We start from the raw sequence: 14,657 nt of genomic DNA on the forward strand, positions 1-14,657 counted from the left end.
TACTTTTTTAATGATTAAAATAAATGCGAATCAATAGATAATCAACACAGAAATTATTCTGCTTTAACACGCAGGTGATTAATTACCTCTTTTGGCGATTGATATTCATATTTAATCTTATCACTTTCTTTTACTTTCTGAACTCCTTCAAGTAAAATTTTATCATTTTCAGTAACTCCGCTTTTTACTACGTATAAATCAGGGATTTCACCAGTAATTGTAATTTCTCTTGAACTTACTTTATCATTTTTATCCACGATGAAAACGTATTTTTTATCCTGAATTTCATAAGTTGCTTTTTGTGGAATTACAATAGCATTTTTAAGCGGAACATTCATTTGAACCTGTCCTGTTTCTCCGTTTCTTAACAGTTTTCCTGAATTTGGGAACCTTGCTCTAAAAGCAATATTTCCGGTTTCGTTGTTGAATTCACTTTCGATAACTTCAACATTTCCTTTTTCTTTAAAAGTTTCTCCGTTAGCCAAAACCAAATTCACTTTGCTTGCAGCGCGGTCTTTTACATCAGTTTGATACTGAAGATATTCTGGCTCTGATACGTTGAAGTAAGCAAACATCTGACTGTTGTCTGAAAGGCTTGTTAACAATTCACCTTCATCGATAAGACTTCCTAGTTTTAATGGAATCCTGTCAATAGTTCCGTCAAATGGCGCTCTGATTTCTGTGAATGATAAATGCAGTTTTGCCAATGCAACTTCTGCTTTTGCAGATTGTAATTTTGCTTGTGCAACACTTAATTCGTTTTTAGAAACGATGTTTTTATCTGCCAGTAATTTTGCATTTTGCAGTTCAATTTCTGTAGATTTTTGTTCAGCCTGCGCTTTAAGTAATTCTGCCTGATACATGTTTGGCATAATTCTGAACAATAATTGCCCGGCTTTTACAAACTGACCTTCGTCAACATAAATATTTTGTAAAAAACCTTTTTCCTGAGCGCGGATTTCGATATTTCGAACAGACTTAATCTGCGAAACATATTCTTTAGTAAATGAAGTATCAATTCTAACAGGATTAGTAACTGTGAATTTCTCTACTTCTTCTTTTTCTTCTTTTTTAGATGTACAACTAGTTAGGCACACTAGGGCCATTAAGCCCGTGAACACGATAATTTTTTTCATGATTTAGTTTGGAAATTAAGCGATTGAATGCTTGAAATAATGATTCTTAAGATGATAAATGCATCAGTCAGCCTCAGTCTGAACCTTAATTCATATAAGTGGAAGTAGAAAAATATACATCAACAAAATATGCGGGTTGCAACTTTGGTAACCGATGTATACTATAAAATCAAATTCTTAATACTCGTTGAGTAATGTAGATAGGATTTGAATGACCAGAGAATGGCCCGAAAATTTTAAAACGATTGGAATCATTTGCAGCAGACTGATCTGAAAGTGCCAGATACAAAGTGTCTACTAAACTATACGAAACAGTAAAAAATTTGTTCGTAATTAAATTAGCATCATCATTTCCCAAAAGATCTTCTTCAAGATCAACATCGGCATCTTCTATAATTGATGTTCCGCGATCCTGATTCGTAAATTTCACTCTGTGCTTTTGTGCAAGACTATGATGATGAGAAAAAGTATTAGCATTGAGATATTGGCCTCCGCCTAGCAGAAGCATATTCATGAATACTAGAAATACTATTAACTTTCTCATTTCGGTGCGAAAGTAGTAAAAGAATTAAAACAAAAAAAGAATTTTTAACAAGGTTTAACAGTTCGGTAAAACGAAAACGTTTTCTGTAACTTTTTACATGAAGATTAGATGAAGAAAAGTACTATTTTTTGAAAAAACACACTTATAAACAACTGCAAAACAAAAACTTACACAGAATTAACATATTCATATTATTTAAAGTTTAATTTCCATTATTGTAAATTCCTGACCTGCTTTTATGAAAGTTTCATAAGTATCATACATTCCGAATTTTTCATAAAAAGACTTTTTATTCGTTCTGGCATTGCACCAGACTTTTTGTAAATTTTTCTCTTTTGCAAATTGTAAAATGTGTTTTAAAAGATGGGATGCAATTCCTTTTCCCTGAAATTCTTCTAAAGTAGCTAATTTTCGAAACTGCATTTCTCTCCCTTCAATAAAGCAAGATACTATCGAAACGAGTTTATTTTCTGTAAAAACTCCAAAATGAAATCCTGAGTTATCTTCGTCTAACTGTACAAATTCAAAAGGCTGGTCCGGCCACATTACTTCGTGTCTGATTTTCCAAGTATCTGAAGCCTGAATTTCTTTGATTATCATTTTTATTGGTTTTTAATAGAAATACAAATTTATATTTTTAACAGCATTTATTATTTGTAAGCTGAACAATAAAAAAGGGAATCTGATTTAGATTCCCTTTTTATTGTTGTGTATAATTGCTACATAATTTTAGTAAAGTAAACTTCTTTATTATTTTCGGCAATTTTTTCGACACCGTTTTCTCCCTTTTTTGCAATATTGACAGCTCTTATTTCTTTTGAATCTTCATTTAGATAACAATTCCAAATTTTTCCATCAGATAAAATAATCGCAGAATACAAAGCATCTGTTCTGTCATTATTAAAGTAAACAATATTTTCCGTTTTAATTAATGTTTTTACTTTTGATTTGCGGTCTTGTTCGTAAAATAAAAGTTTGTTATGATCTACCTGTACCAGTTTATCTACGCTTTTGTTTTTAAAGTTTTCTTTGGCATCAACAGTCCAGCTTGGTTTATCACCTGTAAAGAGCCATGTTCCGTTTACCTTTTCTAAGATTTCATTTCTCAGAATTTCTTTCAGAGTGTCAACTTTTTTTAAAGCTTCCTGTCCGATTTCATTTTCAGGTTTAATTTTGGAAACAACCGAGAATTCGTCCAGAGCTTTTGCAAAATCTGATTTGTTAAAGTAAGAAATTGCCAGGTCGTATTTATTCTTCTGGAATTTCTCTTTGGCATCATTTTGTGATATACTTTTTATAGAAAAAAGCAAAATGATAAGAATTAAATAATTTTTCATGATTGGGGCGTTTGTTTTTTATTATTTCAAACATACCAATATTATTTTTTTTCTTTTTAGGATTTAACGTAAAATAAACATTTTTCTTTAAAAAACTTTACAAACAGCGCACTGAACATTTGTATGCCATACTATAGTTTAATTTGAAAATGAGTTTAAGATTTCCATCGCTTTTTCTACATCCCTTTTATTTACAAAAATATGATCGTGATAAAATGCCGCTACTACATTACAGCTTATTTCCTGCTCTGAAAGTGCTTTAGAAAATGCAGCTGTTAATCCAACTGCTTCAAGTGATGAATGTACAGTAAGCGTGATCCATGACATTACAACAGAATAATCTAATTGCAATTTGACGGCTGTTTCTTCTTTTAAAATTAGGGTTATAGCTTCTTGTTCTCTAAAAAACATTTCCACCTTATCCAGATTGATATTTTCTAAATTATCAACTTTACAAAAAACATAATCGCCTGATTTATGTTCAGGTTTCATCGTTTTAAGTAATTTTTGCAGATCTTTTTCTCCAGACATTTATTTGACTATTTTGTATTTTCAAATTTATCATTTTTAATGTAATAGCCGAATCTAAGATTTTTGAAAAAAATGAGATTTATTTTAAATTACTTTTGCGTAATAGACTTCTTTATTGTTTTCTTTAATTTTCTCCATTTTCTTTTTGCCTTGCTTTGCAATATTAATAGCTCTTATTACATGAGTGGTTTCATCAAGGAAATAATCCCAGACTTTACCATCTGATAAAATAATGGCGGAGTATAAATCATCGGCTCTGTCATTATTAAAATACATAATATCTTCTGTCTTAATCAGTGTTTTTACTTTTGATTTACGATCTTGCTGATAAAATGAAATTTTGTCCTGACTTACTTCTATCAAATCATCAACCTTTTTATTTTTAAAATTTTCATGAGAGTCTACTGTCCATATGGGTTTATTACCCGTCATTATCCATGTTCCGGTTATCTTTTCTAAAATATCTTTTCTTAAAATATCTTTCAGCGTATCTATTTCCTGTAATGAATTTAAACCTATTTCTGTTTGAGGTTTAATCTTCGACGCAATTGAAAATTGTTCAAGAGCTTTTACATAATTTGATTTGTTTAAGTAAGAAACAGCGAGTTCGTATCTATTTTTTTGAAATTTATCTTTATCAGTATTTTGTGATTTTACAGTTACTGAAAAGAAAAAAACAACAAGTATTAAAAAATTTTTCATTGATATTAAAAACATTTGAGTGGTGCAAACGTAAGAAATATTTTTAAAAATTGTAAGTTTTTACTTATTTTTAAAATAAAAAAACCGCCTTAAAAAATTAAAGCGGTTATAAAATATTGAGTTTAAGAAACTATTTAGCAGTCCAGGTATTGTTATTTGGAGTTGCATCCATAAAAATACCACCATCAAGAGTCACTTTCTTAATTTGTTTTTTGCTGTTTAACGCAACAGAAAGTGATTTTTGATTTTTCTCCCAAACTGCCGGAGTTTGATGAACGGTTTCAGTTGAATTGTCTGAGTAAACAATATTTACATCAAACGGAATGGCGAAGCCTCCTTTATTTTCTACAGAAATTGTATTTTTTGAAACCTCTTTCACAGAAAGGTCAATATAATTATTTGTAAAAAACCAATTATTGAAAAACCAATTCAGATTTTTTCCTGAACCTGTATTCATCGAGTTGAAATAATCCCACGGAATTGGATGTTTTCCATTCCATGTTTCCATATAATGATGAAGCGACTTTTGAAATAAATCATCTCCAAGCATATCTTTTAAAGCAATATAAGAAAGAGAAGCTTTTCCGTAAGAGTTATTTCCGTAACCTGGTCCTGAAACCTGAGTAGACATTGAAATAATTGGCTGATCTTCTTCTGTAGATTTGTCGTTGATGTACTGTTCTACTCTAAATTCTTTATAAAACTTATCTGCAGCTTCTTTTCCATGTTCGGCAATTCCAATTAAATATTCAAAAGTAGTTGCCCAGCCTTCGTCCATAAAAGCATAACGCGTTTCGTTGATTCCCATAAAAAATGGAAAATAAGTGTGTGCTACTTCGTGATCCTGAACTAATTGTGCAAATTTTGGATCATCCATTTGAGAATCGTTACACATCATTGGATATTCCATATCTGCAAATCCCTGAAATGCCGTCATTTTTGAAAACGGATACGGAATTCCAGGCCAGTTGTTTGAAAACCAATCTAAAGCGTATTGATTATTTTTAACTGAGTTTACAAAATCTGTTCCTTTCACATTATATGCTGCCTGTACACTTGCACGACGATTTGTTTTTTTATCTACTAAAACACTGCTTGCATCCCATAAATAATGATCGCTTAAACCAAAACATACATCAGAAATATTGTTGGCTTCAAATTTCCATGTATTCCATTCGTTTTGTTTGGTAACAAGGCCATTTTTCATTTCCTGCTCGTTTGCAATATGCAGAATTTCATCTGTTACATATGATTTTTTTAAACGTGCTGCAAATTCCGGATTTAAAACCTCATCTGGATTTAAGAAATCTCCAGTTGCGTAAACCACAAAGTTTTTGGGTGCTTTTACAGAATAAACATAATCATTAAAATCGTTATAAAACTCCTGACGATCTGTATGCGGAATTCTGTCCCAGCCGTTGTAATCATCAAAAACAGAAACTCTTGGATAACTGTATGCTACAAAAAATGTAGATTCGTCAATTTGGCCTTCTCTCCCACTTTCTTTTGATAAAGGATAATTCCAATCGATATTGATTGTTATTTTAGAATGTGGTGCAATGGCTTTTTTTAGCTTTACATTTCCAACAGTTCCCCAGCCTCTGGCGTCTTCTTTGTAAACTTCGCCTGCAATTTTAAGATTCGTAAGCGTTAATCCGTTACTTAAAAAATCATCACTTACATTTCCGCTTCTTGGTGCCGATGGTTTGTGAAGATTGTTTACAAATCGAATTACAAGATTTCGTAAACTGTCATTACTGTTGTTTTCGTAAACGATGGTTTCTGTACCGCTCACCATTTTTGTTTTGGCATCTACGGTAATATCCATAGTATATTTTCCGTGGTTCTGCCAATAATTTTTTCCTGGTTTTCCGTCCATAGAACGCGTTCCTTTGGCGTAAGCTTCTTTAATATTTCTAGGCATATAAAGCTCTTGTGCAAAGCTTGTTTGTGCCAAAAACAAAAATGCAATACATGCAAATTGTAATAGTCTTTTTTTCATAAGCTGGTTTTTGGTTTTATAAAATTTAAGTGTTTTATAATAAGACCGAGTTTTTAAAATAAAGTTACAAAATTGATAAAATTTATCTTCCAAGTTACAAAATCAAAAAACTTAGCAACTTAGAACCTTAGTATCTCAGCATCTTATAAAAAAGAAAAACCGTCTAATTCTAAAAGAAAAAGACGGCATCTACAATTAATATATAACCTTGATACTACAAAATATAGTCGGTATTAATGAAGTTTGATTCTTTGCTGTTTAGCAATTCCTGCAAAATTTCATTGTTATAAGCGATATCTTTTGAAGCGACAAACGTACGAATTGAGAAAGAACGCAAAGCATCTGGAATACTTAAAGTACCAACAGCAGAATCTTTACGACCTGTAAATGGGAAAGCATCCGGACCTCTTTGGCAAGAGCTGTTTAAGTTCACACGGCACACTAAATTTACCAATGCATCAATCAGCGGTGCAAGGGTTTTAATATCTTTTCCGAACAAACTTACCTGCTGCCCGTAATTAGATTCTGCCATATCTTCAAGTGGTTCCTGAATATCTTTGAAAGAAATAATTGGAACTACAGGACCAAACTGCTCTTCGTGATACACACGCATTTTGTTATTTACCGGATATAAAACAGCCGGAAAAATATAATTATCAGTATGTTTTCCTCCTTTTTCATTCAGTACTTTCGCGCCTTTGCTTGTTGCATCGTCAATTAATCCCTGAATGTATTTTGGTTTATCCGTTTCCGGAAGCGGTGTTAAAGTCGCACCTTTATCCCACGGATTCCCAAATGGTAATGCATCTACCTTTTCAGAGAATCTTCTGTTGAATTCCTCTGCAATAGATTCGTGAACATATAATACTTTTAAAGCTGTACAACGCTGACCATTAAAAGATAAAGTTCCTGTAATACATTCCTGAATTGCCAAATCTAAATCGGCATCCGGAAGGATAATCGCCGGGTTTTTAGCTTCCAAACCTAAAATTAAACGTAATCTGTTTTTATTTGGATGCTGATCTTGTAAAGCAATCGCCGATTTACTATTTCCAATTAATGCCAGAACATCAATTTTTCCGGATTTCATAATCGGAGAAGCAACTTCACGCCCTCTACCGTAAACAATATTAATTACACCTTTTGGGAAACTACTTCTAAAAGCTTCTAATAATGGTGAAATACATAAAACCCCATGTTTTGCAGGTTTAAAAATCACGGTGTTACCCATAATTAAAGCCGGAATCAACAATGAGAAAGTTTCGTTTAATGGATAATTGTATGGTCCAAGACACAAAACAACTCCAAGAGGTCCGCGGCGAATCATAGCGTTTACACCCTGCACTTTTTCAAAATGTGCGCTACGTCCGTTTAATTCTTTATAACTGGCAATTGTGTCGTAAATATATTCGACAGTTCTGTCAAATTCTTTTTGAGAATCGCCAAGGTTTTTTCCAATCTCCCACATTAAAAGTTTTACCACTTCTTCGCGGGTTTCTTTCATCTGTTTAACGAAATTCTCCATGCATTTAATACGGTCAGCAACTTTCATTGTTGGCCATAATCCTTGTCCTTTATCATAAGCCGCATTTGCAGCTTCAACAACTTCGGCAGCTTCGGCTTCGGCCATAAAAGGAATGGAACCTAATAAAGTAGGTGTGTATTTTTCTGTAGAAGAAATAGTCGAAAAAACAGGTGTGGTTTGCCCTGTCCATTGTTTTAATTCTCCATTTACAAGGTAGGTATCTTGATTTATAAGGCTTTTAATTTCAAATTCTTCAGGAATTAAACTCATAATCTGGTAATTTTTATTTGGTTATTAATAGCATTTTAATGAAAAAAGAGGCTTTTTTTCGCCTCTTCTTCATTTTTATGGTTGTACGGTTTCGCCTTCCCAGTCCAGGATTCCGCCTAGCAGATTATAGGCATTTTCTATACCTAACTCATTCATAATCTGACATGCTTTAGCGCTTCTTGCTCCAGAACGGCAATACACGTAGTAGTTTTTATTTTTATCTAATTCTTCGATTTCATAAATAAAACCCTGACCTTTATTGATATCAATGTTTACAGCATTTTCAATATAGCCATCATTAAATTCGTCTTCAGTTCTTACGTCCAGTATAACTGCATTCTCGTCAGCAGCCAGCTGATTAACCCAATCTTCTTGTGATAAATTCATAATATGTGTTTTTTGTAAAATTACGACGTTTCTATTAATTAAAAACGTTCAAAATGCGATTTCGATTATTATTCTCAGAAAACGTTTTAGAGAAACTATTATAATCAGTGAAACACAAATTTACTTACTATTTTCAAAAATACACTCTATAAAATCGATAGAAAATAGGATTTTTTCATTTATGTAAAATACTCTTAAATATAGTTTTCTCACAATTTATGATAGTTGAATCTAGTATCTTTGTAAAAAATTATAGTTTTTAATCTCTTTTTGATAAAATATTTCGTCACGAATTGCAGAAATTTTCATGATGAATTCGTGAGATTCGCGGCAAAAAAATACACTAAAATGCAAAATTCATTAAAAAATATCTTTCCTAATTTCTCCAGCGAACTCATTGCTACAATTGAAGAAAACGGAAGCCATCAGGATTTTGAAGCCGGAACTATTTTAATGCGAACCGGACAATATATCAAAAACACGGTTTTGATTACCAAAGGAAAAATCAAAATTTATCGCGAAGGCGAAGATGGCGGCGAATTTTTAATGTATTATCTCCAGCCCGGACAAGCCTGCGCTATTTCTATGATTTGTACCGCAAAAAGCGAAAAGAGCCAGATTATGGCAAAAGTAGTCGAAGATGTTTCAGTAATGATGATTCCGCTGCAAATGATGGACAAATGGATGATGGAACATCGTTCCTGGTATGAATTTGTTATTGAAACGTATAGAAGCCGTTTTGAAGAAGTTCTGGAAGTGGTCGATAATATCGCTTTTCGTTCTATGGACGAACGTTTGGAGTTTTATTTAAAAAGACATTCTGATGCCTGCGGATGCTCTGAAGTCAAACTTTCTCACCAAGAAATCGCCACCGAATTAAATACCTCCAGAGAAGTTGTTTCCAGATTACTAAAAAAAATGGAACAACGAGGTTTGGTCAAACTCAACCGAAACCAAATTGAATTATTAAACACAAATTTCACTAATTAACACAGATTTGATTATTGAAAAATGTCAGTTCGAGCGAAGTCGAGAACCCGCAAAGCATTTCGACTTCGCTCAATATGACATATGACTTCGTGTTAATTAGTGAAATTTGTGTTTAATAATTCTTTCTGTGATAAATGTTACTGTGAGTTTCTAATTTCCGAAGCAACTTTGCATAAAAATAAATGCAATGGAATATTTAGGGTATTTTGCTTCGATAATAATCGGGATTTCGCTGGGCTTAATTGGCGGCGGCGGCTCTATTCTGACTATTCCCATCTTGGTTTATCTTTTTAAAGTAAATCCTGATCAGGCTACTTCTTATTCTTTATTTATTGTTGGATTAACCGCTTTATTCGGAAGTTACAGCCATTATAAAATGGGAAATTTAAAACTAAAATCGGCTTTATATTTTGCGATTCCGTCTGTGATTTCGATTTTGATAATTCGAGAAGTTATATTTCCTCAAATTGCTGCGACACTTTTTTCTATTGCCTCTTACACCGTTTCAAAAGATTTCCTGATAATGATTGTTTTTTCGGTATTAATGATAACCGCAGCAATTTCGATGATTAGAAAAAACCTTCCTGAAATGAAAAGTACCGAAACCAATTATCCTCAATTAAGCTTTATTGGTTTTTTAGTGGGAATCGTAACGGGATTTCTCGGCGCGGGCGGCGGATTTTTGATCATTCCTGCACTTTTGTTTTTTGCCAAATTACCCATGAAACAAGCTGTTGGCACTTCATTATTGATTATTACAATTAATTCCTCAATAGGTTTTGGAGGTGATTTATATATTGGAACTCCAATCGATTATACTTTTTTATTAGGCGTTTCAGGAATGGCACTTTTAGGAATGCTTATCGGAAGCCAGCTTTCTAAAAAAATTGACGGTGCAAAATTAAAACCTCTTTTTGGCTGGTTTGTTCTCGTAATGGGATTTTATATCATTGCTAAAGAGGTTTTGTTTTAGAAGTTATTTCTTCTCGCAGATTTTGCAGATAAGCAGATTTTTTTCTTTAAATAATTTTATAAAAGCTCCAGTTTAAAGCTAGTTTTCGCATTTTTGTCATTTCGACGAAGGAGAAATCTGCGCAAGAAACTCTACAAAGATTGAACTCTCGTTGCGTAGCTTCTTGCGCAGATTTCTCCTTCGTCGAAATTACACTGATTGTGGTTATTTTTGTTTAAAACTAAAGTTCCTTTCAATCTTTGTTTAAAACTTTGACAAAGATGAAACTATTTAGATTGTTTTCTTTTCAGTAGTTTTAGCATTTGGTTTTCTGTAAAATAAATACCTTAAAACCAAAGTATAAAAAGTAAAAATTGAAGTTGTTAAAGTTCCAACAACAAACAAAAATTCTGTTTGTGAAAGAATAAAGAATTTATACGATGCGCCAGCTCCGTGCAGTAAAATAACAAGCGCAATAAAAATCGCCCATCTTGAGGAAAAAATAAAAGCTTTTTTGGCATTTTCTTGTCTTAGCTTTCTTTCCAGACTTTCATTTGCCTGTTCGATTTCAAATCTTTTCAGTTCGATATATTCCGAATGACTTTTCGGATCATAAGGTCTCATTAAATGATCTTCTTTTTCAGCTTCTTTAGTTACATCTTTCGGAACATTAATAATATCGTTTCCTAAAGCGCTTTGCGGTAATTTTTCTGCTAAAGTTTTTTCCATTAACTATTTAGTTTTTCCTTATAATATTCTCTAATTAAATCATTTCCGATAACAGCATCCTGCGTTCCGTCCCAAGTCTGCGACCACGGACTTCCCTCTTCATGCGTCAATGCCGAAAGCTGCAAGCCCGATAAACCTTTATAATTGTCCCAGATTTTTTTCAGGAATTCTTTGTCTTCCTCTTTCAGTGGAGTTTTTGCAGATAAATTCAGTAAAAATGGATCAACAGGATCTTTACCAAACATTCGTATGGCGTAATACAAATCCGGAATAACCGCTCCATATTTCCATGCCTGGATTTCATTCTCAAAAAGCGGCTTTCCGGTGATTCCTAAATGCCATCCATCTGAAATATAAGTAAGCTTTAGCAACTTCATTGGGTCAAGTCCCATACCCTCTTCTTTTGCCAGCTCAATAAAATACTTCGCTATGTCAAAACAATTATACATTTTCTAAAATTTTAATTATTTCTCTTCTAACAAAACTAATAAAAAGGAAATCAAATACACTATTTGTAAAAATTATATTAAGAAAATTTAATGTCTAATATTTGAGCGTTGTCTCCGGCCGGGATATCCACTATATCTTTTTCTTACTAAAGAAGCAAGAAAAAGGATACCGCTCCTATCCCTAACGCAGAATTTAATCACTCAAATAATTTTTTTTATTGTATCGAAAATTGATTTTGGAGTAAAATCTGGAAAATCATTTATAATTTTTTGAATAACGTCTTTTTTGAGCATATCTTCTCTATTGTAACTTCTTAAAAAGGGATATTTCTCTTTATACAAACTTTCAAGAGCATGCCCTTGGAAAAGATTAAATTCAAAAGAAACCTTTAATTTCCAATCATTATGCAAATCATAATCTTGTTTATTATCAGAATTCAAACCTAAATCGTTTAAAACTTTATCTATAATCATTTGTGCTTCTTCTTCTTTCAAACTTCCAATTTCAGAATACTTAGAAATCCTATCTATTCCAAAGTCGGTAATTTGTTTTTTTGTTTCTCTAATAAAAAGCAGTCCCATCATCAATGGGTCTAAAAGATAATTCTCAATCGAATATCGTTCATTTTCTCCTAAAACAATTATTCTATCTCTACTTTCATTAGCTGTGTCCCAATCTATAATTCCATAAATTAATTCATTCCCATTTTCGTACAAATTATTAACTACAGCAATTACATCTGTACAATTTGACCCTTCTGAAGTTCTTGCCGCTAAATAAATAGGATCTGAATTTATTTTATCTGTTCGTAAAAGAATGTTTGTGAGAAACTCATAATAAACTACATCATATTTACTTTCAACAAAAACTTGTCTTCTTTTATCATTAGATATTTTTAAAAAAGGAATATCACTAGATAATAGTTCGATTGCTTTCTGCACTGATATCTTATGAGGCACAGGGTTACCTCGTTCTATCTGATATATTGAAATACCTTCTGATGAAATTACTGTAGTTGGTGAATGAGTTGTTATAACAGCAGGTATACCACTAATATCAACAATATTATTATTCAATATTTGAACCATTTTTCGAGACATTGATGGATGCAAAGCAGCATCAGGTTCGTCTATTAATAAAAAATCAGGTTTATTATCAACTCCATTAGAGTTATAAATAGCTAACGCCAAAGACATCAAAACTTTTTCCCCAGTGGACAAATCTTGAGAAGAAATTTCTGTTCCATTTTGTCTATCAATAAGCCTAAAATTAAAGTTTAAATCTGCTCTGCTACCTAAAGGAGAATTTACAGTGTATGGAACATTTATTTCATCAAGTATAGTATTTACAAAATCCCATGGAGGAACTCCATTTTTTTTTATAAATTCCTCTTCAGATAAAATTTCAGATGTAGTAGGGAGGTCTTGCGACAAATAATATTTATTCACATTATTTTCTTCAAATAATCTATGATAATTTTTAAAAATTAAAGCAAACTGAGCTGTAAAAAAATCATTTTCAGCCATAATCGATACATCGAAATTATTAAAAACATCTTCTTCGGTTATCTCTTCAATTTTTTTTCCAATTTTTGGAATAACTTTTATAGCAATTTTGTTAAAGCTAGGATCACCTGAATAAATCATCAAATTAGCCTGATTTAATGCCGCATTAGCACTCTTTGTTCTAATAACTGCACTCTTAAACTGATCGTAAAAACCTTTTATCCAACTTATTATATTAGAAGGATTACATTCCTCTTGAATTTGGGAATTTAAACCATTAAATGGAATATATCTTATATTTAAAACTTTATTTCCATCAATATATACTTCGCTAAATTCATTATTAGAAATAGCTTCCAATAAATGGGTTTTACCACTACCATTTAAGCCTGTTAAAACTGAAAAATCAGGAAGTTCAAATTCACAAACATCTATTGATTTGTATTTTTTTTTTATTATAATTTTTATCATATTTGGTATATCGTTTTACAAATAAATAATATTTTTCATAACTAAAACATCAATGCTCCCCATACCCAACATCATCCATTTTTCCACTAAAAACACGATATTGAATAATAAAATAAATAATTACCAGAAACAAAGCCACAAAAAACCAGCTTAATCCCGCATTCAATCCGTATTCGTGAGCGGCTGTGTTGTAAATCGTTAATGATGGATTTACTTTATTGGTTGAAGGCAGAACATTCGGGAAAATCGAAACGGCGGTTGAAGCGAATCCGCCCACTAAAAAGAAAGTCGAAAACATGAATCCGTAACCGTCTTTTTGAAACGAACGAACTTTAAACAATCCCAAAATTCCAACAAAAGTTAAAAGCGGGAAAAACCAAAGAATTGGATTTTCAACGAAATTATGAAATGGTTTTGGTTCGATAAAATGCCAAACCTGCAACGAAATACAAACTAAAACCAGCAAAACAATATTCAGCACAAAAACCACATTTTTAAGTTTTGGGTTTAAAGATGAATTCGTTTTATAAATAATCCAGTTCGCGCCGTGAATTGTTAATGCAACAACACTTACAATTCCCAGAAAAAGTGTAAACCAGTCAATAATTCCCAATTCATTTGCCTGCGGACTAAAAGTTGGATTCCACAAAGGCAGAAAGAAATAATGTGCTTCTTGTGTCGAAACGCCGTTTTGAACCATTCCGAGATTTACGCCGCGAACAATATTTCCTAAAGCAATTCCGAAGAAAAGTGCCAAAAGTAAACTCGCAATTCCGAAAGCTTTATCCCAAATCGTTTCCCACATGTGATTATGAATCTGTCCGCGCATTTCCAATCCGATTGCACGGAAAATCAAAAGCCATAAAATCATAATCAACGGTAGATAAAATCCGCTGAAAGATGACGCATATAAAGTTGGAAAAGCAAAAAACAAAACACCGCCGGCGGCAATAAGCCAAACCTCATTGGCATCCCAAAACGGACCAATTGAGTTTGTAATTACTTTTTTATCTCTTTCTGTATCGGCAAAAAACAAATGAATAATTCCTGCACCAAAATCATAACCGTCTAAAACCAGATAAACGGCCAGAATTCCCATTAAAACTACGTACCAAAAAAACTCCAT

Annotated in this window: 15 protein-coding genes; 2 read left to right on the plus strand and 13 right to left on the minus strand. The window is 32.4% G+C overall.

Annotation, left to right across the window (positions count from 1 at the left end):
* Positions 1–53: 53 nt before the first annotated feature.
* The 9 genes from ABDW27_RS06010 to ABDW27_RS06050 all read right to left on the minus strand — a co-directional run bounded on the left by ABDW27_RS06010 (position 54) and on the right by ABDW27_RS06050 (position 8,434).
* Positions 54–1,136, minus strand: coding sequence for an efflux RND transporter periplasmic adaptor subunit (locus ABDW27_RS06010; RefSeq protein ID WP_343695047.1), 1,083 nt, complete (start codon positions 1,134–1,136; stop codon positions 54–56).
* Positions 1,137–1,305: 169 nt separating this feature from the next.
* Positions 1,306–1,680 carry a hypothetical protein gene (locus ABDW27_RS06015; RefSeq protein ID WP_343695048.1) on the minus strand — a complete coding sequence of 125 codons (375 nt, stop codon included), beginning with the start codon at positions 1,678–1,680 and terminating at the stop codon, positions 1,306–1,308.
* 195 nt (positions 1,681–1,875) lie between these two features.
* A complete protein-coding gene (locus tag ABDW27_RS06020; protein WP_343695049.1) occupies positions 1,876–2,280 on the minus strand; it encodes a GNAT family N-acetyltransferase in 405 nt (134 codons plus the stop codon).
* Between the two features lie 119 nt (positions 2,281–2,399).
* A complete protein-coding gene (locus ABDW27_RS06025; protein WP_343695050.1) occupies positions 2,400–3,017 on the minus strand; it encodes a hypothetical protein in 618 nt (205 codons plus the stop codon).
* Between the two features lie 138 nt (positions 3,018–3,155).
* On the minus strand, positions 3,156–3,548 hold the full coding sequence (locus ABDW27_RS06030) for an ACT domain-containing protein (RefSeq protein WP_343695051.1): 393 nt from the start codon (positions 3,546–3,548) through the stop codon (positions 3,156–3,158).
* Positions 3,549–3,632: 84 nt separating this feature from the next.
* Positions 3,633–4,250, minus strand: coding sequence for a hypothetical protein (locus ABDW27_RS06035; protein WP_343695052.1), 618 nt, complete (start codon positions 4,248–4,250; stop codon positions 3,633–3,635).
* A 130-nt stretch (positions 4,251–4,380) separates the two neighbouring features.
* Positions 4,381–6,252, minus strand: coding sequence for a M1 family metallopeptidase (locus ABDW27_RS06040; protein WP_343695053.1), 1,872 nt, complete (start codon positions 6,250–6,252; stop codon positions 4,381–4,383).
* A 214-nt stretch (positions 6,253–6,466) separates the two neighbouring features.
* Positions 6,467–8,047, minus strand: coding sequence for an NADP-dependent glyceraldehyde-3-phosphate dehydrogenase (locus ABDW27_RS06045; RefSeq protein WP_343695054.1), 1,581 nt, complete (start codon positions 8,045–8,047; stop codon positions 6,467–6,469).
* Between the two features lie 75 nt (positions 8,048–8,122).
* On the minus strand, positions 8,123–8,434 hold the full coding sequence (locus tag ABDW27_RS06050) for a rhodanese-like domain-containing protein (RefSeq protein ID WP_057120946.1): 312 nt from the start codon (positions 8,432–8,434) through the stop codon (positions 8,123–8,125).
* Positions 8,435–8,782: 348 nt separating this feature from the next.
* Here ABDW27_RS06050 and ABDW27_RS06055 point away from each other — a divergent pair, with 348 nt between their 5' ends.
* Together ABDW27_RS06055 and ABDW27_RS06060 are read left to right on the plus strand one after the other, a co-directional pair.
* Positions 8,783–9,424, plus strand: coding sequence for a Crp/Fnr family transcriptional regulator (locus ABDW27_RS06055; protein ID WP_343695055.1), 642 nt, complete (start codon positions 8,783–8,785; stop codon positions 9,422–9,424).
* A gap of 187 nt (positions 9,425–9,611) precedes the next feature.
* The gene (locus ABDW27_RS06060) at positions 9,612–10,397 is read left to right on the plus strand and encodes a sulfite exporter TauE/SafE family protein (protein ID WP_343695056.1); all 786 of its coding nucleotides are present in this window, start codon (positions 9,612–9,614) and stop codon (positions 10,395–10,397) included.
* A gap of 270 nt (positions 10,398–10,667) precedes the next feature.
* Here ABDW27_RS06060 and ABDW27_RS06065 read toward each other — a convergent pair whose 3' ends face one another.
* From ABDW27_RS06065 to cydB, 4 genes are all read right to left on the minus strand, one after another.
* Positions 10,668–11,105 (minus strand): hypothetical protein, encoded by a 438-nt coding sequence (locus ABDW27_RS06065; protein WP_343695057.1) that lies wholly within the window; start codon positions 11,103–11,105, stop codon positions 10,668–10,670.
* Complete coding sequence (locus tag ABDW27_RS06070) at positions 11,105–11,554, minus strand: type II toxin-antitoxin system antitoxin SocA domain-containing protein (protein ID WP_343695058.1); 450 nt, start codon at positions 11,552–11,554, stop codon at positions 11,105–11,107. The genes ABDW27_RS06065 and ABDW27_RS06070 overlap by 1 nt, the downstream gene beginning before the upstream one ends.
* Before the next feature lie 201 nt (positions 11,555–11,755).
* Positions 11,756–13,531 carry an ATP-binding protein gene (locus ABDW27_RS06075; protein ID WP_343695059.1) on the minus strand — a complete coding sequence of 592 codons (1,776 nt, stop codon included), beginning with the start codon at positions 13,529–13,531 and terminating at the stop codon, positions 11,756–11,758.
* A 49-nt stretch (positions 13,532–13,580) separates the two neighbouring features.
* Entirely contained in the window at positions 13,581–14,657 is a 1,077-nt protein-coding gene (cydB, locus tag ABDW27_RS06080) for a cytochrome d ubiquinol oxidase subunit II (RefSeq protein WP_343695060.1), read from the minus strand.

It is taken from the genome of Flavobacterium sp., from assembly GCF_039595935.1.
In the GTDB taxonomy this organism is placed as follows: Bacteria; Bacteroidota; Bacteroidia; order Flavobacteriales; family Flavobacteriaceae; genus Flavobacterium.